Below are 22,310 nucleotides of genomic sequence, written 5' to 3' on the forward strand. Positions count from 1 at the left end.
GCGCTAGGTTGGCGGCAGAATCGGTTCGCCATCTGATCTTTTCGTTGCACACCGATCGGTGTACACTCCCAAAATGAAGCGGCGGGAGTTGGAGCGGTTCATGCGAGATCTCGGGTGGAGATTCCTGCGGCATGGAGGCAAGCATGATGTATGGTCCAACGGCGTGCGAGAGGAACCAGTACCGCGCCACGTCGAGATCAACGAGAAGCTCGCGGCCGCGATCCTGAACCGCGCCAGAAAGAAGGGCTGAGATGCGATTTCAAGGCAAGCTTTGTAAGGACGGGAAGTGGTGGCTGGCCGAGGTGCCGGTCTTCGATGCGATGACTCAGGGGCGCACACGCAAGGAGGCGCTCGCCATGATTGCGGACTGGTTCGTCACCATCGCCAGTCGCGCGGACTTTTCGGTGCGGATTCACTCGACCGGGGGAGATGACTTCGAGGTCAGTTCGGATGACTCGCGCACGATGATCAGCCTCCTGCTCCAGAGGCAGCGTCAGAAGACGGGGCTTACGCTCGCCCAAGCCGCCCAGCGACTCGGTGCGAAATCCCGCAACGCGTATGCGCGCTACGAACAAGGCGTCTCAGTGCCGACGGTGGAGAAACTCGATGAATTGCTGCGTGCAATTGCGCCGGACCGAGACATTGTAGTTCGTCAGAGCCATGCGGCGTGAGCATGTACGAAACGGCGTCGAAAAAACGCGGGAGCGCGTCGGCTGAACTGGCCGCCCCTTCTCCCGATCCTCGCTGCGCTGGCCGCTCAGTGTAGGTGTTTAGCGACACCTTGGTGGCGCGGGTGAGCAAGGCGATCCGACGAGCGCAGCCACTGCGGCAGACCAACCAGCAGGTGGCGAAGGTCGCCCGTCGCCGCATTACTACTTTCCAGGCTTGACCCCGCACACTTCAGGCTTGACCTCGCACACTTCATGACCCCGCACACTTCACGGCTTGGCCCCGTACATTTCGCCGGTTGCTCCGGCCGCCGCCTGCTACGTTGCGCGCCCGCGCAAGACTTACGCACTCGACCACATCTTCGCGGCGCGGCAAGGCTGCGACTTCCCGGCGCCCTTGACGTTGTCGACGCCGCCGGCTGCGTGGTACGCTGCGCAGCATGCCGACGCCCCACCGTGGAGGGCGTCGGCCAATTGAGATGTTAGGGGTCCGCCCTGGGGCCGGTAAAGTGCCAGCGCTGTTGGAGACGGAATGGCAAGAGCGATCGCGGCCGGCTTCGCGCAGCTCCGGTCGAATCTGGAGATAACTGGCCTTCAGGCTTCCACGGTGTCGACCCGCCAGACCAATGTTCGTGCGGCCGTCGAGCGGAGGTTGACCGTTCTCACGTCGTTCCTTTCTGGCTCTTACCAGCGATCCACGATGATTGCGCCTCTGAAGTCCGCAGATATCGACATCTTCGTGATCTTGGATCCCGAGTACTTCAGCAAGTTCACGCCTGCAGGGCTGTTGGACAAGGTCCGTACTATCCTGCTCGAAACCTATCCCGAGACTCCCAAGATCAGCCGAAACGGACAGGCCGTTACTATCACCTTCACCGATTTCACAGTCGATGTTGTTCCCGGTTTCCATCGAAGGGGCGGTGGCTATCTGATTCCTGATTCCACCTCAGGCGGATGGCTATCAACTGACCCGACTGTTCACGACTCGAAGCTCGCGGAGGCGAACCGTCTGCACACGGGCGATCTCGTGCCTCTCGTGAAGATGATCAAAGGTTGGAACAGGGTGATAAACGATGCCTTTGTGGGGTTCTATCTGGAACTCATGACCCAGAACATCCTCACCGGGGTAAAGATATCGGACTTTCCCAGCGGAGTCCGGTTCGTGTTCGACAAGGGTCGCGAGAAGATCCGATACAAGGTCGCAGATCCTGCTGGATACGGTGGCCACGTGAACCCGCTGAACGGCGTGCGCACCGTAGATGACGCCGTGAGCAGATTCTCGACCGCTTGCGATCGCGCCATAAGGGCCGAGGAGTTCGAAGCCAACGGTCGTACTGATGCGGCATTCGGCGAGTGGAGGAAGATCTTCGGTGACTACTACCCAGCATATGGATGACGGAGCCAGATGAGCACAAACATTGTGGACGAGATGCGGGCTGAAGCAGCTCGGATCGAAGAGGATTCTCTGTATTCAGGGAAGGGGCACTTCGAGGCCGCTCGTGCTTGGGGAAACGTGCACCTGTGGCTTGGCATCCCGGCGGCAGTGCTAGCGGCAATCGCAAGCGCTTCAGCCTTCAAACAGGAGGTCGCCCTGGCTGGCGCCTTGGCCCTGACCGCCTCGGTCCTGTCGGCGATCTCTACGTTCCTCAATGCGAGCGAGCGATCCCAACTCCATCACCAAGCGGGCGTCAAGCACAACGCACTCCGCAATCGGGCACGGATCTTCCGAGAGCTGGATCTGAAATCCGGAGTCGGGCCATCTGACCTGCTGGCATCGCTCAAGGCTCTCGCCCAAGAGCGCGACGACCTCAACCTATCTAGTCCGCAAATTCCAAAGTTCGCGTTCAGGCGAGCGCGCGGTGGAATCGAAACCGGAGAGGCAGCGTACAAGGTCGACTCTGCAATAACCGGAGCGCCCGGTGGCAAATCGGGCGGCGCCTAACAACCGCGTGGACCTGACGGTCGATCCTGTCCGCGCGTTGCAACAGCGGCAAGGCCCGTGACAGTCCGCGTCGCTGTGAAGCGTGTTTGCTGTAGTCCGCTCAACTTCCCGCCCCTCTTCGCATCACAAAGTCAAAACTCCCGTAGTGAATGTAGTCGGCCCAATCGGCGGACTTCAGTTTGAGCACGGCGCCGCGGCCGCTGCACAGTGCGGCGCCGATCGACTTGCCGTTGAGTAGTTCGGTGTAGAACGTGTTGGCGAAGGCGTCGGCGGCGGCGTCACCGACGGGCCAATAGGTGCCGACATAGTTTGCCACACCGCCGCGGAGGAAGGCTTCGGCCAAGCCGACGTTGTCCTGGATGCGTTTGCTGGGGGCGTCGCCACGGATGCGACCGGCCTCGCATGCGTTGAAGAACACCAACGCCGGCAGGCGTCCGACACCGGCGAGATCGGCGCCGCTCAAGACCTTGTCTTGGTGGCAGCGAATACCACTCTGCGCCGGATGATCGGGATCGAAGAACGCGTGGCCGGCGTAATGGACCACGTCGTACTTGCCGGAGCGGAAGTCGCCGAGCAGGGCCTCCTTCGTGGCCTGCTCCGCATGTCGCTGCGTCAAACTGACCGCAGGATGCGACCCGAACAGTTTTCTCAGGCGCGCGCCTTCCTGTTCGGCGCCGCTGAGGTCGCCGGTGGGATTGACCACCAACAGGATGTTGAGCTTCTTTGCGTCAGGCCGCTGCTCCAACCACTTCGCGATCGACAGGTTCTCGGCCATGTAGCGCCGACTCAGGCCCGCGTTGGCCGCCGGGTACCAGTCTTTCAGAACAATCGTCTCCCACGGGATCTGCGAGGCGCCGGAGTCGTGCACCACGACGAGGTGGCGGTCCTTCATCGTCGGCAGCACGTCGGCGACTTTGTCGGGTAACACGAGCTGCGCCAGCGTCGAGCCGAGCGTCTTCAACTTCGCGAGATTGAAAGTCTGCGGTGTGATGCCGTCGATCTGCTCGTCGAGATCGCGACGCGATGTGTCCTTGCTTTCAGAAATCACACTCGCCTTGGCGCCGGCGGTCAGGATCGAGGACCGGAACGTGCTCATGTCCCCCTTCTTTGTCTTCTCCCGCTTCTCCTCGCGGACGATCAGATAGACGGGATCGCTGCCCGGTTCCGCGCGCCGCGTCGAGGTCGGCGGCGTGCTCGGCGCGGGCATCTCGATCTCGCTCAGCGTCACCTCGACATCCTCGAACAGCGACGTGCCGGAGAGGCGGAACACCTCACGCTTGATCACGTCGTACGTGGCTGGGTCCATCTCGCACAGCGTGAGGCTGCGCATGCGATGTTGGCGATCGGCGTCGCGCACGCCGCGCACAATTCCGGCGAGAAGATTTTCCAACGAGGCGGCGGTATCGCGGCCGGACCCGGCGCCGAGCAACACGGTGGCGAAGTCGCCGACGTTGGTTTGAATGAACGTACGCACCGCATTCTCGGCGGCCAGTCGCTGCACGCCGTCGTCGAAGTGATCGAACGGACCGAGGCCGACAAATACGACGATGTCGGCGCGCACCAGGTGGCGACCGGTCGGCACGACGAAGATCTCACCGACGTTGGCGTTGAACATGCGGCGGTTGGTGAACTCGGTGATGGCGCCGTCGAGGCGCATGTCGAGATCGCGCGCCGCGCCGCTGGGCGCGACGTCACGGAACATCCCAAGCAGGTAGGCATCGGCTTCGACGTCAGCAATGCCACCGAGTGCCAGCTTGAGATCAATGCGATGTTGTCGCCGGCGCCCGACGACGACTTGATCGAACACTGCTGGCACGCCGCCGGACGAGGTCGCGCCGCTCGGCGCGCTGCTGCCCGCGTCGTCGCGCGCATCCGGCGCCGCGAGGTCGCTGAGCAGCCGGCGCACGTCGCTCGCGCTCGCTTCGCCGCCGCGCCGCTTTGCCGGTTGTGGAAATGCAGACTCACGCAGCAGACGGATCGCGCCGCGCCGCGTCGGCGACCATTGGTCGGGCAATGCGGAGGTGGCGTCGCCGCGGAGCAGATCGATCACCGCGCGCTCGACCGCGCCGTTGTTCGGCAAGCTGCCGTGACTCTCTTCGACGAAGTAGGTCTTGGTGTTCTCCAACTGCGCCAACGCCAGCGGAACCGTGCCGTCGCCTTCGAGTGATTGCTCGTATACGAACTCGGCGCCGTCGAGCTTCACTCCAGTGGTGGTTTCCTGATTAACGCCGGCGATGAGCACGAAACGTTCGTCAGCCTTGGCCAGCGAGTTGCCGATCCGCTTCACGTCTTTGAGCAACGCCGGATTGGGCTGCGGTCCGCCCTTCGGCCACATCGACGGATCGGTAAGATTAACGGCCGTGTACTTCGCCGGCTGCGGCAGCATCTGGTACAGCCCGGGAAACGAATTGAAGATCAGCTCGGCGAGCTGCGCGGCGTCGTGGTGCCGATCGAGCGCGGCAACTTCGCGCACGACCGAGTAAGTGCCGCGAATCGCTTGCACCGGCGCAAACGACCCGAAGTTCGGCGTGCCAAGCATGATCAGGCGCTTCACGTTGGGCGCCTTGCGCGCGAGCGCGGCGCGTGCGACCAGTCCGCCCATGCTGTGGGCGACGAGCGACACTCCGGCAGCTTCGCCCTTGAGTGACTGGCTGAGTTCGTCGCCGAGTTGGTCGAGACTCTGACGCCAATCGAACGGATGGAAGTCGGCATCGAAGCCGTTGAGCTGCAGCCGCAGTTTGAGCTTCAAGTAGGCGAACAACACCACGCCGAGCGGCTGATGTTTGGTTGGACCGTGCGCCAGCGAGAGGTCGACGAGGCGGCCGGCGCCGATGCTGATCGGATCAATCCAGATCACGTCGTCAAGCAGTTTGCCGCGAGTGCCGAGCTTCGACCCCATGATGCCGGGCAAGATCAGGACGCGTGGGCCGCCGCGCACGCCTTTGGAAGCCGCCTGCTTCGCCAGCGTGCACAGTTCCTGGTAACTGTCCTCGCCGAAGTAGCTCTCGATCAGATTACCCTGCTCGCCGCTCAGCAACGCACGTTCGAGCGCGCTATCGGACAACCGGTATCCCGCGTGCAGCCCCGCGCCGCTGGCCGCCGCCCTGCGCGTGGTCTGCGCGCGCTTGTCGATCGCCGCCCGTCGCTTGCGTGTGTGGCGTTGCGCCATCGCTCCCTCCTTTTGGTGCCGTGGTCGATACACCAGAGCGAGGGGTGGGCGAAAGACCTAAGACCCGAGATGTGGCCCTTGATAGGTTCGCTCCGCTCACACTCGGGCGAACGGGAATCGTGGATTCCCTGAGAAGAACCGCTTCCCTGAGTCGCCGCCTTGAGTAGAAGCCGAAGGCTTCGTATCGAGGGGCCACTCCTTGTGCAAAGCCGCGGCGGGAGACTATTCGCGCTCGCGGCGTGGGGCGCGCCACACACGGGTGTAGGGCGGCGGCGGCTCTTGGCCTTCGACTACCTCGCGCTTGATCGGCTCCGGTTCGGTGAGCAACGCCTCGGCGATGAAGCGGTCGATATCGAACGCGTCGCGGAACTCAGGCAGGCGCTTATACTCACGATCGATTGCCAGGTGATGACCGTCTGTATGTGCGGACAGCGCGTAGGCGCCGTCGCTTGCGGTTCGCACGATATCGACCACGCCGATCCGCAAGCTGACGGCTTCGGCGGCGCGCATCGCCAACTTGCGCGGCTCCTCGCCGACACCGAACAAGAAGCGGTACTTCGCCCCGCTGCCGGTCGCCACGATCCAGTCGGACGCGCTGCGGTAGTGTTCGCGATACGACTCGGTCCAAAACAGCAATTGCCCATCGACGATGTACGCCCGCAGCAACTGCCCCGGCGTCAGCACGCCGCGCGCGCCCACGTCGGCCACCAGCCGCTGAAAGAAAAACGGCGCGGGATAGAGCAACTGGCGGTCGCGGATGCGCGGCGGCGCGCCGGCAGGAACCAACTCCAGTTCGTAACGCTGACCGCGCGCCTCGGCGACCAGGCCATCGGCGGCGACGGTGACGACGTAGTCGCCGTGACCGCCGCCCGTGTGTGTCGCTTTCAGGATCGTCCACTCATGGTGTTGCACAAACGCAGTGGCGTCCTCGATAGAGGTCGTCATCAAACTCGCCGGCGCCCGCACGCCGCGCTGCAGCCAATGCTCGGTGAGCTTCGGCTTGTCCCAACAGATTTCATGGACATCGAACGAATTGAACACTTCAGCGCGCGGCATCAACCAGCGGATCAACGCGGCCGGCGCGGCCGGAGCATCGGCGGGTAGCCGGCTTGGGACATCGAAGGGCAGCACGTAGACGCGACGCACATCGGCCCAGTGCGCGGGATCCTGCGCGTGCTCGGCCACGGCGCGTTCAAGCGTGATGGGGTGAAGCGTACCGCCGAGGTCCTCGACGGCGGCGTGCAGCGCGCGCGCCGTCGGCTCGGTGAAGGGGGCGCTGCTACGGCCGTAGATGCAAAGAATCATAGGGCTCCGGCACGGGTCATTGACTCACTCGTCCTCGCCGTTCTGACGCCGCGATGTATTTGCGGCTCACGGGCGAGAGGTCGTGCTCGTCGATCCGCGCTTCGATAACACAAAACGTGGCGCAGTGCGCGGCCTCGCGCAGCGCTGCGCGCAACTCGCTGGCGCTGGTGACGCGCCAACCCGCACCACCCCACAGCTTGGCCAACTCGGCGTACGGCCACGGCGGCAGCGCCAGCAGGTCCTCGCGTTCGACGATCGGTCGAAAGATGCCCCAGCCGCCGTTGTTCATCACCAGGACGATCGGATTGATGCCGTGACGGGGCGCTTGCGCGATCTCGGGACCGGTCATCTGAAACGCACCATCGCCGCACAACACCAGTGGTCGGCGTCCGACGCCGATCTGCGCCCCCATGGCTCCCGGCACGCCGAAACCCATCGAAGCGTAATAGCCCTGCGCGAGATAGCCGCCGCGGCCGGGCACGCGGACGTCGAGGCCGGCGAACAACATGTCGCCGGATTCCGCGACCACTATGTAATCGGGTTTGTCGGCGAGGAACGCGTTCACCTCGCGCAGGACCTCGGTGACCTGCAAGCGGTCGGCCTTGGCGCGCACGCGGGCGTCGAGGTTGTCCGCGTAGCGCACGGTCTCACGATGCCGGCGCAGCGGCGCCTGCAAGAGTTCCTTGACGAAATCGCGCAGCATGACGTCGGTGTAGCTGTGATAGCTGACATCGACGCGGCTATCGACCGCCCACACCGAGCCGGCGCGATCGGCCCGCGGCGGGCGACTACCGAGATCCATATCGGTGCGCAGCGTTCCGAGATCCAGCACCAGATCGGCGGCGGCCATGCGGCGGCGAATTGGTGCGGGGCTGAGCGGGCCGATGTGCACGCCCATGTATAGTGGGTGATCCATCGGAAACGCGCCCTTCGCCAGCACCGACGTCACCACCGGCGCGCCCATACGCTCGGCGAGTGCGACCATCTCGTTGGCGAGGCGGTAGCGATGCGTCTCGATGCCGACAATCACCGCCGGTCGGCGCGCGGCGTTGAAGCGTGCGGCGGTGTCACGCACGGCTTCGGCGAGTTTGTGCTCGTCGGAGCGCGGGAACGATAGCCGGCCGTCCCACGCGATGATCGACGACGGCACGTCGATGATGCGGTCGACCATGTCGCGATGCACTTCGAGGTAACCCGGCCGCTGCGTCAACCACATCGTGCGGACGACTTCATCGACCTCTTCCGCGGCGGTGCGCGGATCGGCGAGCAGCTTCGCGGCGCAGGTCAGCTCGCGATAGATGTGGAGTTGCGATTCGATGGCTTTGGCTTGGTGATGGATGAGCGTGCCGAGCTTGCGCTCCTCGTCGCCGGGCCCTCCGCTGATGACAAGAATCGGCACGCGCTCCGAGAACGAGCCGGCAACCGGGTTGACGATGTTGAGCCCGCCGGCACCGTAGGTGACGCACACCACGCCGATCTTGCCGGTGGCGCGCGCGTAGCCATCGGCGGCGAAGCCGACGCCAGGCTCATGTGAGAAGGTGACGATGCGCAGCTTACGCCGCTGGGCGAAGCGGAAAAACAACCGCACGACGAGATCGCCGGGGATGCCGAACAGATGCGTGACGCCGAGCTTCTGGAGATAGGCGGCGAGAAAATCGCCCAGCGGCATGCGACGCTTCATGTGGGCATTGTAACAGATCACCGTCATCTCGCGGGGAGATGGGCCGGCAGCGCGCACAAAAGATTGCCGGGTGCACAAAAAAGGTGACAGGACGAGTGCAAGAAGCGTCACCTGTGGTGACACGAGCAACACCCAGGATTGACCCGGGGCCGAGGAGTCATGTGGCACGCGATCTGCTCGTTCACAGTCACCATGAAATCCCATGCGTCCCGACGCGTCGCGCTGATCTTAGTGCTGGCCGGGCTGGCGGGCCTGGGGTGGTTGTTGCGGCCGGTCCAAGGCAGTACTGGAACCCTCCCCGCCAACGGGGTGCCTCGCATTCATGACGACGGGCAACACTTCGTGGCGTTCTACGGCCAACTCGAGAAGCCGCTCACGGTCCTCGAAACCTGGCGGGTGTTGCGCGGCCTGCGCATCCAGATGGAGCGCGAAGGCGTGCCGCCGCGCCGCATTGCGGGGTTCGTCTACTACGCCGCCGATGAGATCTACCTTGCGGCGGTCGACTTTGAGGCGAACGAGGTATTCATCGATCGCGCTGGCGCGCGCACGGCCTTCACGCTGATTTGGCACCAGGTCGACGCTGATTTTAGTCCGGGCTGGTCGCTGCGTGCGCCCGACCGTATCGAATCGAGCGAGCCCAGCTCGCCGAGTTGAGCCAACCGGCTGCAACCCGCGCCCGTTTGCGGCCGATTCTGACAGCCGCTAATCGGTGCGCGTGGCGAACCTCGCGGATTTCTATTTCACTCACGACGAACTGTTTGTCATTCCGATCGAGCATCTGTCGCCGCGCGGCATGAGCGCGGCGTTCCGGACGCTGTTGCTACCACGCGTGAGCGTGAGCCTCGAATGGATCGACATGTTCGACGACGCGTTCGCGACCTACTGGGCGCGGGCGTCGGAACTGGCCGCGCACGCGCCGGAGAATTGGCCGCCGCCACGGCTGCAGCACGTCTGCGTGGTGACCGATCCGACCTGCGTGCGGCCGTACTTCCAACCGTTCAATCGTTGCTCGTGGTTGCTCTATGCGAGCGATTTCGATCCGGCGCTGTCGCATCGCGAGTTTGGCGCGTATCAATTGCTCCACGTCGAACGCATGGGCCTGCTGCAAGCGGTCACACCGGCGCTGGTGCGCAACTTGAGCTATTGGTTGGTGCGGTCCGACGACGAGATCGCGCAGTTCAGCGCGGCGTGCGCGCACACGCCGCGACCGGACGCGGCGGCGTTCCGCGAGCTCGCTGCTGCCCTGCCGTGGGTTCGACGCTTGCGTCATACCTCGCTCAAGCCGCCGGTGGTGATCTCTCTCGAACCCACCACCGCGATTCCCCAAGCTGGATTGCTGGTGCCGCGTTCGCTGCAACCGAAGCTCGACGCGCTGCAGCGGCAATGGACCGCGGCGGCGACGCGCGCGGTGGATTCGTTTCGCGCGGCGCACGCGCGGCGCGGGCGCGATCGCGCTGGCGAGTTGTGCCGCTGGCTGCGTGACGCGCAGCCGCGCGTACTGCTCACCACCGATGGCGGCCGCATTGTCTGGGACCCGGATGAACCGGATGAAATCGCTGCCACGCGCGCCGCGCTCGGCGGCATCGACGAAAGCGCAGCGCAGCGCATTCGTGACGACACTACGATCATCGACGAGCGCTCGCGGCAGTTCCTCGGTTCATTGGCGCATCCTGACGCGTTGCCTGCGCCGCATCGCGACACCGCGCAGGGCGGACTCAGCTACTTGCACCTCGACCGCAAGTTGATCGCCTACAACCTACGCGAGCCGGCGATGGACCGGTTGCACGCGCCCGCGCCGCCGTACGAGCGTTTCATGCTGGCGGCCCGCACGATTCACGAGTGGGGGCACCTCGCAGCCGACGCGGGGTGGATTCCGGTGCGCGCGGACCGGCGCGGCGCGCACGGCGAGTTGCGCACGCAACTCGCTGCGATGTTCGATGAAATCGTCCGCAACGCGCCGGCGGCGACGCGCTCGCTGACGGCCCATGAGATCACCCGCCTCACTGCTGAAGCCGGCAGTGCCGGCGCCGCTCTGGCGCAGATCCCGCTGAACCGCATGCCCGACTATCAAGCGAACCTGTTGGCGCGCCGCTACCTCACGGCGGATGAGTTGGAGACATACATCCGCAACAACGTCTACAGCCTGACGCGAGAATACTCCGTGACCAAACTCTTCCGGCGCCTGGCACGCTACGCCTACGAATACCAGTACCTGCGATTCAGCCAGATCACCGATCCGCTCGCCTACTTTCTCGGCAGCACCTGGTTCGCCGAAGAGTACCTGCAGCCCGGCAGTGTCACTGCAGCGCAACTGACGCGGCTTCTCGATACGGTCGGCGCTCTCTGCGACTGCTACGCGATTGACGAGAGCAAATTCGACGGAAGCCGATCGGTGCGCTAACCTCGATGTCCGCGGAAAGGGGTACGCATGGTCGAAGGTAGTTGTCTCTGCGGTGGTGTGAAGTTCGTGGTCGATGGACGGCTGACGCCGCTGCAGTACTGTCACTGTAGGCGCTGTCGCAAGGCGTCGGGGTCGGCGTTCGTGGCCGCGGTAGCGGCGAGGACGGAGAACTTTCGCTGGCTGAGCGGTGCTGATCTCGTCACGGTCTACGTCGCGCCGATCCGTGAAACGCCGCCACCGTATAGTAGCGCGTTCTGCCGCCGTTGCGGTTCGAATCTGCCGCTGTTCGATGCCGAGCGCCCGTTCATCGGGATCCCGGCTGGCGTGCTCGATACCCATCCAGAGATTCGGCCGCTGCGCCACATTTTCGTGGGGATCAAGGCGCCGTGGTATGCAATCCACGACGGGCTGCCGCAGTTCGAAGCCCACGCGCCGGTCGATCAACAGTTGCCCAGCAAAAAACCTAAATGATGAATTCTCTCGACGAACTTCGCACCGCGCGATTGCGGCTGACGCGGATGCAGGCGAGCGACGTGGACGACCTCGCACGCATGCACCGTGATCCGCAGGTGATGGCGACGCTCGGTGGCGTGCGCTCCGCGGCAGAGACAACGCAGATCGTCGAGCGCCTCGTGGCGCACTGGGCGCAGCAGGGGTTCGGCTACTGGCTGGTGCGGGACTTGGCGACCGACCGTTTCGCCGGCCGCGGCGGTTTGCGGCACGTCGCCGTGGGCGAACGCGAAGAGGTCGAAGTGGCCTACGCTTTGATGCCGGAGTTTTGGAGGCGCGGGCTGGCGACCGAACTCGCGCGCGAATGCGTCCGCGTCGGATTCGCCGAGTTGCAGCGCGCGGATCTGGTGTGCTTCACGCTGACGACCAATCGCGCATCGCAGCGGGTCATGGAGTGTGCCGGCTTCGTTTACGAGCGCGACGTGATCTACGCGGACCTGCCGCACGTGTTGTATCGCCAGACCGCTGTAGCCTGGCGCGCGCGAGCGGGGAGTTAGATCGCGTGGCGGACGGCTTCTCACAGGTTCCGATCATCGACATCGGCGCGTTGGTTGCCGAACGCGGCGACTCGCGCAACGTGGCGACCCAGATCGCGCAGGCGTGTCGCGAGTGCGGGTTCTTTTACATCGTCGGCCACGGTGTCGATGAGGAGCTGCAGCGACGACTGGAGAAACTCAGCCGCAAGTTCTTCGCCCAAGACATCGAGACCAAGATGCAGATCCGTATGGCGTTGGGCGGCCGCGCGTGGCGTGGCTATTTTCCGGTCGGCGACGAGCTGACATCGGGTCAACCCGATCGCAAGGAAGGGATCTACTTCGGCGCCGAATTGGAGGACGATCACCCCCTCGTGCGCGCCGGCACGCCGATGCACGGGCGCAACCTGTTCCCGGACATTCCCCTGCTCCGCGAAACCGTGCTCGCCTACATCGCGGCGATGACGCGGCTCGGCCACTCGCTCATGGCTGGTATCGCGCTCAGTCTCGGTCTGGACGAATGCTACTTCGCCGACCGCTACACTGCCGATCCGCTGATTCTGTTCCGCATCTTCAACTACCCGCCGTTGCGCGCCGACGAGTCCGCCTGGAGCGTCGGCGAGCATAGCGACTACGGCGTGCTGACTATTCTCAAGCAGGACAACGCCGGCGGACTGCAGGTGAAGTCGCAATCGCGCTGGATCGACGCGCCGCCGGTGCCGGGATCGTTGGTGTGCAACATCGGCGATATGCTCGATCGTATGACCGGCGGTCGCTACCGTTCCACGCCGCATCGGGTGCACAACCAATCGGGGCGCGATCGGCTGTCGTTCCCGTTCTTCTTCGATCCCAATTTCAACGTCGAGGTGAAACCGATCGAGCTCGATGGCGCCGTTCCCGACGATAAGGACGAGCGCTGGGACCGCGCCAGCGTCCACGAGTTCCGCGGCACCTACGGCGATTACGTCCTCAGCAAAGTGGCGAAAGTGTTTCCCGAACTGCGGCGCGCGGTGCTGTGAACGGACCTCGGGCGCGTCAATGCTTGGGCTCTTGCGCCCGCAATCGGTGACTGCCAGTAAGCGGAGCACGTGAAGATAGACCCATGCCCTTCGGGGATTTGATTCGCCAACGCGGCACCGACCGCACCTCTCGCGACCGCGCGTTTGTGCTCTTCAACGACGAGCGCGTCAGCTTCGCCGCCTACCACGCCGAGTGCGTGCGCTGGGCCAATCTGCTCCTCACACTCAGAAAAGTGAGCGTGCCCTTTCACGTGGGTGTCCTGCTCGACAACACGCCGGACTATCTCTACGCGTTCGGTGGCGCGGCGCTCGCTGGCGCGACGCTGGTCGGCATCAACAACACCAAGCGCGGCGAGCACCTCGCGCGCGACATCACGCACACCGACTGCCAGATTCTCGTGACCGAAGAGAAGTATCTGCCGCTCCTCGATCCGATTGGCGGCCAGCTTGGCGTCGCCCGCGAACGATTCCTGGTCAGCCATCGTTGGTCCGACGCCTCCAACCCTCCAACACTTGAACCCTCGAACCCTCATGGCACCGACCTCGACGCCGCGCTCGCTCAACACGGCGGCGGAGGCGATCCCAACATCGGGGTCAGCGACAAGGATACGTGCGTGCTGATCTTCACCTCCGGAACGGTCAGCGCGCCGAAGGCGGTCATTTGCTCGCACGGCCGCGCGGTCGAAACCGGCAAGAACATCGGCAGCAACATGTACGGGCTGACGCCCGCCGATGTCGGCTATCTCGCCATGCCGCTGTTCCACTCCAACGCGATGATGTGTGGCTACTTCCCCGCGCTTTACTACGGCTGCGGCCTCGGACTGATCCGCAAGTTTTCCAAGACGCAGTGGCTCGCCGACATCCGCCGTTACGGCGTGACGTTCTTCAACTACACCGGCAAGCCGCTCGCCTACATTCTCACCACAGCGCGGCAGCCAGACGATCACGTCAATCCGTTGCGCATCTGTTTTGGCAATGAGGGATCGAACGCGACGGTGCAGGAGTTCGCCGAGCGATTTGATTGTCGAGTGATCGACACGTTCGGATCGACCGAAGGTGGCGCGGGCGTTACGCGCCAACCGGACGACCCGCCCGGGAGCATTGGCATGCCGGCGCCGGGGATTCTCATCGTCGATGAAGACAGCCAGCAGCGGCCGGCGGCGCAGTTCGATGGTGCCGGCCGCTTGCTCAATCCCGACGAAGCAATCGGCGAGATCGTCAACACCCTCGGCACCGGCTGGTTCGAAGGCTACTACCAGAACGACGACGCGATGCGCGCGCGCACGCGCAACGGTTGGTACTGGACGGGAGACCTCGGCTACCGCGACGAGCGCGGCTATCTCTACTTCGCTGGGCGCGACGTCGATTGGATTCGCGTCGACGGCGAGAATTTTCCCGGCCGTCCGATCGAAGAGATTCTCCTGCGCCATCCCGCCATCGCGCTCGCGGCAGTGTACGGCGTGCCCGACGCACAGGCGGGTGATCGCGTGATGGCGGCGGTAATTCTGCGCGACGGGTACACATTCGATTCGGTCGAGTTCGCCGCGTTTCTCGCCCGACAGCCGGATCTCTCTCCCAAATGGGTACCGACATACTTACGAGTGTGCCAGTCATGGCCAGAGACCGGCACCAACAAAGTACTCAAGCGCGAATTGCAGCGGCAGAAGTTCGACCTCGACGCGTTTGCGGATCCCGTCTACTGGCGTTCTCCTGGCGACGCGCGGTTTCGTCTGTTTGGCCGCACGGACTACGGCGAGATCCGCGCAGCATTTGTCGCGAGCGGTAGCAGCGCGCGGCTTGACGTGTGATGGTTCACGCGCGCACGACGAGCGGAGTCCTCGCCTGCTTCACGATGGCACTGTTTGCGTTCTCGCCTTTGCGCGTGCGCGCTGAGGCTCCGCGGTTTCCCCTCGATGTGGTGCGGGCGTTCTGCCAAGCCGACGGGCGCGGTGAGCGCGTGCAGCCGCGCACCTGGAACGCGATCGCGCCCCTGGTGAATTGGGAACTCGAGCCGGCGTGGGATGTGCTCGCGGTGATCAGCGGCTATCAGATCGAAGCCCCGCGCTACGCCGACGATCATGTCGAGATCGATGTGCAGTACACCGTCACGCAAACTCTCTCGGCGATCGGCGTCGACGACACGGCGTACATCGACAGTGTGACGTTCAATCTTATCGCTGATGGCGCCGGCGGCTGGCGCATCGCCGCGCCACCACAGGTGCCGCACCCATTTGCGAACAACGTCGACGTGCTCAGCCTGCGTGCGGCGCTGGCGCCCGATTCGCCCACATACCTGAGCGCGTCGGCGTTCGTGTGGCGGATGCTTATCGACGCGGGCTGGCCGGCGCCGTATCGGCTGGTGCGCCAGCTTCGCGACCCGGCCGTGTTCGCCGCCGTCAGCGAACCCAAGCCGGGCGATCTCGCGTTGTTTCTTGCCGACAACATTCCCTATCACGTCGGTTTCGTCTCGAGTGATGGAACCATCGCGTCGGCGACGGCGAATGCCGGATTGATGCGCACGTCGCCGGAAGCCTTCGCGGGCGCCGTGCTCTATCTGCGTCTGAAGCAGCCGCGCACGCCGAGCCCTGGGTTCGCTGCGGTGTCGCCCGACGATGCGACGCCACGTGCGCTGGCGCCAACCCCGCGCAGCAAACACGCACCTATTCACAAACCGACTCACAAACCGACGGCCAAGAAAGCCAAGGCGCGTTCGGCTCACTCCGCGACGGGGAAGAAAACGCCGACGCGTCTGCCGACGCCGAAGTCATCCACCAGTTCGCGCGCAACTCCGCGGCCCCCGGCGCGTTAGGGGCGTAGTTGAATCAGCTTGCGGCGCGTGCTCCGATGCGCGCCGCGAAGTCCAAGGAGGATTGCAATGACTCGCTCGATCGCGATCGCCCTTGCGTTGCTCGTCAGCCTGTCCCTAGTCGGCTGCGCCAAGAAGCCGGTCACGGCGCCCCGCGCGGTGGTGCCCGAGACCGTGTCGTCCGAACTGCGCGCCGCCGGCACCGAAGCCAAGCAGTTCGGCTCGATGGTGGCCGTCGGCGTCGGCGTGTCGAACGGATCGAGCAAGGACTATGTGATTTCCGCCGATCGCGTGCTTGCCGTCGACGCTGCGGGGAATCGCATCGCGCCGCTGTCAGTGGCCGAAGCGGCGCGGCAAGCCGGGGGCGTAACGGCGCTGGTTGCCGGGCTCGAAGGCGCCGGCGGCACCGCGATACTCACTGGTCTGCTGGGCGCAATCCCTGGTGCGCTCATTGGCGCCGCGCAGAGCGGTGGCTCGGGCGCGGGCAAAGGGGCAGCCGTCGGAGCCGGCATCGGCATCGCGGTCGGTGCGATCGGTGGTTTCTACGAATCCAAGACGGCAACCGAACGCGAGATCATCGATCAGCTCGGCGGCCTCTACCTCGCCGAGAAAATTTCCAAGCCCGGCATCCCGGTGAGCGGCTTCGTGTTCTTCCCGGAAGGCAGCTACCAAGGCGTGCGCATCGTCGCGGTCGAAAAAGCCAGTAGCGTAGTCGAAGAAATCTACGGCGCGATGGTGGCGGCGCCGGAGTGAAGTGGTGAGTTGAGCTGCTCGTGAGTGTTGATCGGACCTCCCGACGCAGTCCTACTCACGACTCCAGCCAGCGACTCATCGCCCGCGCGCGCCACTCGTTGGTGACGATGGTGTGCTCGACAGCTTGGCGGCATCGGCGTTGGATGTCGGCGGTGATGCAAGCGCGCTGCATTAGTTCGAGCGCGCGGTCGCCGTGTTCGGGTTCGGCGTAGGCGTGCACTTCCATGTTCTTCGCCTTGATGCCGTAGTGTTTCGCCAGACCGTTGTAGATCGTCGGCGCGTAGCCGCTCATGCCGGCGACGCGCTCGCGGGCGTAACCGAACGCCGCCAGCCCTTCCTCGTATGAGCGGCGACAGTAGTACAGCAGCGTGTAGATCGAGCCGACGGTCTCGGGCATCGGCACGTAGGCGCGCAACTCGTCGTCGCTGATGCCGAGCTGGCGGCACATCTCCACCTTCATCAGCACGTGATTGGGGTCGCGTAGGTAGCCGGTCTCGTCGGCGAAGTTTTGCGCCCAATGGCCGAAGTGCTCCGAGTCTTCGAGCGTGAAGGCGTACGAGTCGGGCGCGTTGGCGATCAGCAACGCGAACTCCGGCGTCATCCACAGCCCGAGGTAGTACAGTTCTTTGGAGTAGCGCTTGACGATGTCGAGCGACGCGCTGCCGTCGCCGATCGCCGCGATGACTCGGTTCTGGCGATACGGGTTGTGCTCGTCGATGAACCTGTCGAGCTGCGTCAGGTACACGTCGACCGGTAGCGCCGCCGTCACTTCGTCGGTGCGGATGACATTGCGAAACTCTCGTCGTGTGTCTTGCCGAGTATCTTGCATGGCTGGCCTCCGTGAGCGAACGTCCATGCCATAGTCGGAAGAGCGGAAAGCTGTCAACGTCCGCACGACAAGCGAGCTGACGGGTCATCGCGAGACTGCGAACAGTGTTGGTTGCAGCCCGAGCGCGCTCGGTTTATCGTGCCCCCGCGGGAAGGAGCGCGAATCCGATGACGTTGGTGATCGAGGAAGGCGAGTTGAATCAGCTACCGATCACTGTGGACCCCGAGGTCGTTAGTGGCGCTCCGGTCTTTCGCGGAACTCGTGTGCCCGTCGAAGCCCTGATCAGCAACCTCGAGGCGGGCCTCACGCTCGATGAGTTCCTCGATAACTTCCCGAGTGTCACTCGAGAGCAGGCGCTACAGGTTCTCGACTTCTACAAGCGCACGCTGTCGCGATTGGGTACTTCGAATTGAGAATCCTGCTCGACGAGTGCACGCACCACGGACAAGAACCTGCGGTATCAACAGAATCTGGCGGGCCGTCACATCGCGATCGTACTTCTGCCGAGCAATCAAGTGCCCGTGGTCGCAAAGCTGCTCCCGGCCATTGAGCGGGCGCTTCAGTCGCTCTCCCCCGGCTCGTTCGTGGAGATCCCGTTACCGTAGTTGTCGAACCCCGATGGCCTTGGTGGCGCTCACGGGGACCGATGATGGGCCCGGCGGCGAGAGTGAAGCGTAGCGCTGCAGGCGCCGCAGAACCACCACGACGCGAAGTTCTCCTTACCCTATACCGTCGCCATCATCTGGTGCGTGGGCACGTTGACCTTGACGACTTCACGGCGGATGCGATCCGCGATCCGACGGTGTGCACGCTCGCGGCGCGCACCAGCTACCGCGAAGATCCCACCGCCGAATATCCACAACGGTTTGGCGGACGCCTGCGCGTGCATCTGTACGGTGGCCGCGTTGTGGAGCACCACCAGCCTGTCAACCGCAGTAGTGCCGAGTGCCCGCTGACCCGCGCCGAAGTCGAATCCAAGTTCCGTCGTAACGCCGCGCGGGCACTCAGCCGCGCCGCTGCAGACGCTGTTGTTGATGCCATCGATTCGCTGGAGCGATGCGCCAACCTTTCGGCCCTGACGCGACCGTTTCGACCGTAGGGTCCGCACTGCGGCCCTACGAACTACGCAAGCCTCCCCCTGGCCTGCTTGGCGGCAGCCGGAGTTTGTAGCGACCCGGCCTTCGGTGTTATCAGGGACCGTGCTTCAATCGCTCGTCCCCAACAAGCAAAAGATTGCGGGAGCAGCGATTGTTCTCGCGGCGATTTGGTTGTCTCAGTCGATCAACACCTACGTGTTCGGCACATTTCTCATGCCGCCAGATTCCATCGAGAGTTTCACCAGGATCTTTGCTGACAATCCAGAGGCCATGGAGAAGTTTGCAAAGGCGATTACTTCCATGATGAGCGCAAACAAGTACTTGATGGCGCTTGCTCCGGTTGTTCAATGGGTGGTGCGGGTGGCGTTCGCATATCTCGCCGCATGCATCATCATTGCGACCGCCACGCCGAAAGGCGAGCCTCCCACCAACGCCGTTTGATTTCAAGACGACCCACTACGGCGGCGGCTCCCGCGTTGACAAACTGCGTCAAGCCGGGAAAGGTGACCGACAACTCACATGGCTGACGTACTCGATCTCTCGCGCGCCGCGCGCGTACGCAATCTCGACACACTGAGCCGCGAAACTTTCGATCTGCTCGTCATCGGCGGCGGCATCACCGGCGCCGGCATTGCCCGCGACGCTGCGCTGCGCGGGTTGTCGGTGGCGTTAGTCGAGCGGCGCGACTTTGCGTGCGGTACCAGCAGCCGTTCGTCGAAACTGATTCACGGAGGCGTGCGCTATCTCGCGCAGGGCGACGTTGGCCTCGTGCTCGAAGCCGCCAGCGAGCGGCGCAGCGTGCGGCGCATCGCGCCCCATCTTGCCCGCCCGATGCACATGCTGGTGCCGATCTACAGCCGCGGTGGTTACGCCAAGCTCAGTGTCGGGCTGCTCGCCTACGACCGCCTCGCCAAGGTCGCCAAGGACGAGCGCTATCGCATGCTCGATCGCGCCGCCGCGCTGGCTCACGAACCGGCGCTGCGCGCCGACAATCTGTACGGTGCGGGGCTGTACTACGAATACGTGACCGACGACGCTCGTCTGGTCATCGCCACCATCAAATCGGCGGCGGCGCTCGGCGCCGTGGTGGCGAACTACGTCGAGGTCACCGGCTTCGTCACCGAGGGCGATCGCATTACGGCTGCGACACTATGCGATCAGCAGGCGGGCGCGACGCTGACGGCGCGCGCGCGCGTGATCGTCAACGCCGCAGGGCCGTGGGTGGACGACGTCCGGTTGCTGTACGGCCACGGCGAGCAGCGTCGCCTGCGACCGAGCAAGGGCATCCATGTGGTGGTGCCGCACGCGCGATTGCCAGTCTCGCGCATCGTCGTGATGCAGACGCCGGACAAGCGGTCGATCTTTTGCGTGCCGCGCGGCGACACCGTCTACCTCGGCACCACCGACACCGACTACAGAGGCCGGCTCGACGATCCGGAAATCACACGCGACGATGTGTCGTACTTGCTCGACGCGGCGAACGCGACGTTCGGGATCGAGCCACTCACGTTCGATGATGTGGTTGGGGCATGGGCCGGTCTGCGCCCGTTGCTGCATGAGGCGGGCAAGAAGCCGGCCGAGCTGTCGCGCAAGGACGAGATCATGGTGAACGCCGGCGGCATGATCTCGATCGCCGGCGGTAAGCTCACGACGTTTCGCAAGATGGCCGAGCGCATCGGGGCGCTGGTCGAGACGCGGTTGCGCGAGCAGGGTCGGCCGTTGCCGACCAAGCGCGGCGACAGCGACAGCGCGACGCTGTGCGGCGGTGACACCGGCGACGACGTGGCGGCATACGCGGAGCGCTTGTCCGCGCGCTGGTCCGCCGTGCCGGCCGACATCGTCGGGCGATTGGTTGCCCTCTACGGCAGCGAAGCTGAACGCGTCTTGGAGATGATGGACTCTGAACCTGTGCTCGCAGCGCGTTGCGCCCCGGCGTCGGCCGTCACACGTGCCGAAGTGACCTATGCGCTGCGCGCCGAGATGGTGTTGGAACTGGACGACTTCCTCGAACGGCGCAGCCGCGTGATGCTCTACGGTCTCGACAACGGCCTCAGCGCGGCGCCGTCGGTCGCGCGGATCATCGGGGCGGCGCACGGTTGGAGTGAAACGCAGATCGCCGAAGCGGTCGCGCGCTATCATGCCCACGTGCGCGACGTGAAGAGCTTCCAGACCGAGCAGCTGGCCCCGGCGGCGAGCGCCGCGCATGCGTGAGCCTCAACGAATTCGCGACGACCTCACCCAGCGACTCGGCGCTGACGCCGTGCGCTGGGACGAGGCGACATTGCGCGAGCACAGCCACGATTGGTGGATGATCGCGCAACTCCGATTGCTGCGCGAGACGCTGACCGCACGACCGGCGTGCGTGGTGAGCCCGGCCGACACCGCGCAGGTGTCGCAGACGCTCGCCTACGCCAACGAGCACCGCATCGCGGTGGTGCCGTTCGGTGCCGGCTCGGGGGTGTGCGGTGCGGTGTTGCCTGCCGCCGGTACGATTGTCGTCGATCTGCGCCGCATGAACCGCGTGCTCGACATCAACGAGACCGCGCTCAGCGTGCGCGTGCAGCCGGGCATGATGGGTCCGGCGTTCGAAGCCGCGCTCAACGCGCGCGGATACTCGATGCGACACTTCCCGCAGTCGATCGATCTCTCCACTGTCGGCGGTTGGGTGGCGACGCGCGCGGCGGGGCAGTTCTCGTCACGCTACGGTTCGATCGAAGACCTGCTGCTGGCGCTCGAAGTCGCGCTGCCCGACGGCCGCGTCGTCCACACGCGCGTCGGTCCGCGCAGTGCGACCGGCCCCGATCTGCGCCAGCTCTTCCTCGGCTCGGAAGGCACGCTCGGCATCTTCACCGAGTTGACATTGCGCATCTTGCCGTTGCCCGAGAGTCAAGTGCTGCAGAGTTTCAGCTTCGCCGACTTCGACGCCGGGCTCGAGGCGCTTCGCGCGATCGTGCGCGCCGGGTGGCGCCCGCCGGTGCTACGGCTCTACGACGGCATCGAGAGCGGCCGCCTGTTCGGCGATGTCAGCACCGGAACCAACGCCATCTTGCTGGTGCTCTCGGAGGGACCGGCCGCGCTGACCGCTGTTGAGATCGACGGCTGCCGCCAAGCCTGCGCGGCGCACGGCGGCACGATTGCGGGCGAGGCACCGACCGCACGCTGGCTGGCGGAGCGCAACCACGTACCCGGCTTCGAACCGTTTCTGAAGAAGGGCATCGTGCTCGATACGATCGAGGTGGCGACCACGTGGGATCGCATTCACGATCTCTATCGGGAAGTGATCGCCGCCATCAACACCGTGCCGAGCGTGGTGATGGCATCGGGGCACAGCTCGCACAGCTACGCGCAGGGGACGAATATCTACTTCACCTTCGTCGCGCGCCCCGACGATCCGGCGCAAGCCGAACCGACGTACTTCGCGTGTTGGGAGAAAACGATGGAGGCGACGCTGCGCGTCGGCGGTACCATCGCGCACCATCACGGCATCGGCCGCGTGCGATCCCGTTGGCTGAAGGACGAGCTCGGCAGCGTTGGTCTCGATCTGTTGCGCGCCCTCAAGCGCGCGGTCGATCCAAACAGCATCATGAATCCCGGCGCGCTGCTGCCGGAGGGCTAACCTCGCGGTTGTTCCTGCGAAAACCGTGGCGGACGCGGTCT

21 protein-coding genes are annotated in these 22,310 nt (G+C 64.6%); 17 read left to right on the forward strand and 4 right to left on the reverse strand.

Annotated elements, in window-relative coordinates; translation table 11 throughout:
- Positions 1–73: 73 nt before the first annotated feature.
- From HYR72_14870 to HYR72_14885, 4 genes are all read left to right on the forward strand, one after another.
- Positions 74–250, forward strand: coding sequence for a type II toxin-antitoxin system HicA family toxin (locus HYR72_14870; GenBank protein ID MBI1816258.1), 177 nt, complete (start codon positions 74–76; stop codon positions 248–250).
- 1 nt (position 251) lies between these two features.
- Entirely contained in the window at positions 252–671 is a 420-nt protein-coding gene (locus tag HYR72_14875) for a helix-turn-helix transcriptional regulator (GenBank protein MBI1816259.1), read from the forward strand.
- 529 nt (positions 672–1,200) lie between these two features.
- A complete protein-coding gene (locus HYR72_14880) occupies positions 1,201–2,064 on the forward strand; it encodes a nucleotidyltransferase (protein MBI1816260.1) in 864 nt (287 codons plus the stop codon).
- Positions 2,065–2,073: 9 nt separating this feature from the next.
- Positions 2,074–2,610, forward strand: a complete 537-nt coding sequence (locus tag HYR72_14885) for an SLATT domain-containing protein (protein MBI1816261.1) — start codon at positions 2,074–2,076, stop codon at positions 2,608–2,610.
- Positions 2,611–2,710: 100 nt separating this feature from the next.
- On the opposite strand, the gene HYR72_14890 is transcribed toward HYR72_14885, so the two are convergent.
- From HYR72_14890 to HYR72_14900, 3 genes are all read right to left on the reverse strand, one after another.
- A complete protein-coding gene (locus HYR72_14890) occupies positions 2,711–5,779 on the reverse strand; it encodes an alpha/beta fold hydrolase (GenBank protein MBI1816262.1) in 3,069 nt (1,022 codons plus the stop codon).
- 222 nt (positions 5,780–6,001) lie between these two features.
- Positions 6,002–7,084 (reverse strand): hypothetical protein, encoded by a 1,083-nt coding sequence (locus HYR72_14895; protein ID MBI1816263.1) that lies wholly within the window; start codon positions 7,082–7,084, stop codon positions 6,002–6,004.
- 16 nt (positions 7,085–7,100) lie between these two features.
- The gene (locus tag HYR72_14900; protein ID MBI1816264.1) at positions 7,101–8,765 is read right to left on the reverse strand and encodes a hypothetical protein; all 1,665 of its coding nucleotides are present in this window, start codon (positions 8,763–8,765) and stop codon (positions 7,101–7,103) included.
- 159 nt (positions 8,766–8,924) lie between these two features.
- Between HYR72_14900 and HYR72_14905 the strand changes: the two genes are divergently transcribed.
- From HYR72_14905 to HYR72_14940, 8 genes are all read left to right on the forward strand, one after another.
- The gene (locus HYR72_14905; GenBank protein MBI1816265.1) at positions 8,925–9,419 is read left to right on the forward strand and encodes a hypothetical protein; all 495 of its coding nucleotides are present in this window, start codon (positions 8,925–8,927) and stop codon (positions 9,417–9,419) included.
- Between the two features lie 61 nt (positions 9,420–9,480).
- The gene (locus HYR72_14910) at positions 9,481–11,166 is read left to right on the forward strand and encodes a hypothetical protein (GenBank protein MBI1816266.1); all 1,686 of its coding nucleotides are present in this window, start codon (positions 9,481–9,483) and stop codon (positions 11,164–11,166) included.
- A gap of 27 nt (positions 11,167–11,193) precedes the next feature.
- Positions 11,194–11,637, forward strand: coding sequence for a GFA family protein (locus HYR72_14915; protein MBI1816267.1), 444 nt, complete (start codon positions 11,194–11,196; stop codon positions 11,635–11,637).
- Positions 11,637–12,173 carry a GNAT family N-acetyltransferase gene (locus HYR72_14920; protein ID MBI1816268.1) on the forward strand — a complete coding sequence of 179 codons (537 nt, stop codon included), beginning with the start codon at positions 11,637–11,639 and terminating at the stop codon, positions 12,171–12,173. Before HYR72_14915 ends, HYR72_14920 begins: the two co-directional genes overlap by 1 nt.
- Positions 12,174–12,178: 5 nt before the next feature.
- Positions 12,179–13,168: an isopenicillin N synthase family oxygenase gene (locus HYR72_14925; protein MBI1816269.1), complete on the forward strand. Its 990-nt coding sequence runs from the start codon at positions 12,179–12,181 to the stop codon at positions 13,166–13,168.
- Positions 13,169–13,251: 83 nt separating this feature from the next.
- Entirely contained in the window at positions 13,252–14,976 is a 1,725-nt protein-coding gene (locus HYR72_14930; GenBank protein MBI1816270.1) for an AMP-binding protein, read from the forward strand.
- Positions 14,973–15,977: a hypothetical protein gene (locus HYR72_14935; protein ID MBI1816271.1), complete on the forward strand. Its 1,005-nt coding sequence runs from the start codon at positions 14,973–14,975 to the stop codon at positions 15,975–15,977. Before HYR72_14930 ends, HYR72_14935 begins: the two co-directional genes overlap by 4 nt.
- Positions 15,978–16,043: 66 nt before the next feature.
- On the forward strand, positions 16,044–16,727 hold the full coding sequence (locus HYR72_14940) for a hypothetical protein (protein MBI1816272.1): 684 nt from the start codon (positions 16,044–16,046) through the stop codon (positions 16,725–16,727).
- A gap of 55 nt (positions 16,728–16,782) precedes the next feature.
- Here the strand turns inward: HYR72_14940 and HYR72_14945 are convergent, their stop codons facing one another.
- Positions 16,783–17,556, reverse strand: a complete 774-nt coding sequence (locus HYR72_14945; GenBank protein MBI1816273.1) for an iron-containing redox enzyme family protein — start codon at positions 17,554–17,556, stop codon at positions 16,783–16,785.
- Positions 17,557–17,723: 167 nt separating this feature from the next.
- Between HYR72_14945 and HYR72_14950 the strand changes: the two genes are divergently transcribed.
- The 5 genes from HYR72_14950 (at position 17,724) to HYR72_14970 (ending at position 22,269) form a co-directional block, all read left to right on the forward strand.
- Positions 17,724–17,969, forward strand: a complete 246-nt coding sequence (locus HYR72_14950) for a DUF433 domain-containing protein (protein MBI1816274.1) — start codon at positions 17,724–17,726, stop codon at positions 17,967–17,969.
- Between the two features lie 233 nt (positions 17,970–18,202).
- A complete protein-coding gene (locus tag HYR72_14955; protein ID MBI1816275.1) occupies positions 18,203–18,655 on the forward strand; it encodes an MmgE/PrpD family protein in 453 nt (150 codons plus the stop codon).
- 100 nt (positions 18,656–18,755) lie between these two features.
- Positions 18,756–19,094 (forward strand): hypothetical protein, encoded by a 339-nt coding sequence (locus HYR72_14960; GenBank protein MBI1816276.1) that lies wholly within the window; start codon positions 18,756–18,758, stop codon positions 19,092–19,094.
- 78 nt (positions 19,095–19,172) lie between these two features.
- Positions 19,173–20,864, forward strand: coding sequence for a glycerol-3-phosphate dehydrogenase/oxidase (locus HYR72_14965; protein ID MBI1816277.1), 1,692 nt, complete (start codon positions 19,173–19,175; stop codon positions 20,862–20,864).
- Complete coding sequence (locus tag HYR72_14970; GenBank protein MBI1816278.1) at positions 20,857–22,269, forward strand: FAD-binding oxidoreductase; 1,413 nt, start codon at positions 20,857–20,859, stop codon at positions 22,267–22,269. Before HYR72_14965 ends, HYR72_14970 begins: the two co-directional genes overlap by 8 nt.
- Positions 22,270–22,310: the final 41 nt, after the last annotated feature.

This window comes from Deltaproteobacteria bacterium (genome assembly GCA_016178705.1).
Taxonomy (GTDB): Bacteria; Desulfobacterota; Binatia; order HRBIN30; family JACQVA1; genus JACOST01.

Excerpts from the sequence above, each read along its gene's own strand:
- HYR72_14870 (MBI1816258.1), top strand. The coding sequence starts at position 74 with ATGAAGCGGCGGGAGTTGGAGCGGTTCATGCGAGATCTCGGGTGGAGA.
- HYR72_14875 (MBI1816259.1), top strand. The coding sequence starts at position 252 with ATGCGATTTCAAGGCAAGCTTTGTAAGGACGGGAAGTGGTGGCTGGCC.
- HYR72_14880 (MBI1816260.1), top strand. The coding sequence starts at position 1,201 with ATGGCAAGAGCGATCGCGGCCGGCTTCGCGCAGCTCCGGTCGAATCTG.
- HYR72_14885 (MBI1816261.1), top strand. The coding sequence starts at position 2,074 with ATGAGCACAAACATTGTGGACGAGATGCGGGCTGAAGCAGCTCGGATC.
- HYR72_14890 (MBI1816262.1), bottom strand. The coding sequence starts at position 5,779 with ATGGCGCAACGCCACACACGCAAGCGACGGGCGGCGATCGACAAGCGC.
- HYR72_14895 (MBI1816263.1), bottom strand. The coding sequence starts at position 7,084 with ATGATTCTTTGCATCTACGGCCGTAGCAGCGCCCCCTTCACCGAGCCG.
- HYR72_14900 (MBI1816264.1), bottom strand. The coding sequence starts at position 8,765 with ATGAAGCGTCGCATGCCGCTGGGCGATTTTCTCGCCGCCTATCTCCAG.
- HYR72_14905 (MBI1816265.1), top strand. The coding sequence starts at position 8,925 with ATGTGGCACGCGATCTGCTCGTTCACAGTCACCATGAAATCCCATGCG.
- HYR72_14915 (MBI1816267.1), top strand. The coding sequence starts at position 11,194 with ATGGTCGAAGGTAGTTGTCTCTGCGGTGGTGTGAAGTTCGTGGTCGAT.
- HYR72_14920 (MBI1816268.1), top strand. The coding sequence starts at position 11,637 with ATGAATTCTCTCGACGAACTTCGCACCGCGCGATTGCGGCTGACGCGG.
- HYR72_14930 (MBI1816270.1), top strand. The coding sequence starts at position 13,252 with ATGCCCTTCGGGGATTTGATTCGCCAACGCGGCACCGACCGCACCTCT.
- HYR72_14940 (MBI1816272.1), top strand. The coding sequence starts at position 16,044 with ATGACTCGCTCGATCGCGATCGCCCTTGCGTTGCTCGTCAGCCTGTCC.
- HYR72_14945 (MBI1816273.1), bottom strand. The coding sequence starts at position 17,556 with ATGCAAGATACTCGGCAAGACACACGACGAGAGTTTCGCAATGTCATC.
- HYR72_14950 (MBI1816274.1), top strand. The coding sequence starts at position 17,724 with ATGACGTTGGTGATCGAGGAAGGCGAGTTGAATCAGCTACCGATCACT.
- HYR72_14955 (MBI1816275.1), top strand. The coding sequence starts at position 18,203 with ATGATGGGCCCGGCGGCGAGAGTGAAGCGTAGCGCTGCAGGCGCCGCA.
- HYR72_14965 (MBI1816277.1), top strand. The coding sequence starts at position 19,173 with ATGGCTGACGTACTCGATCTCTCGCGCGCCGCGCGCGTACGCAATCTC.
- HYR72_14970 (MBI1816278.1), top strand. The coding sequence starts at position 20,857 with ATGCGTGAGCCTCAACGAATTCGCGACGACCTCACCCAGCGACTCGGC.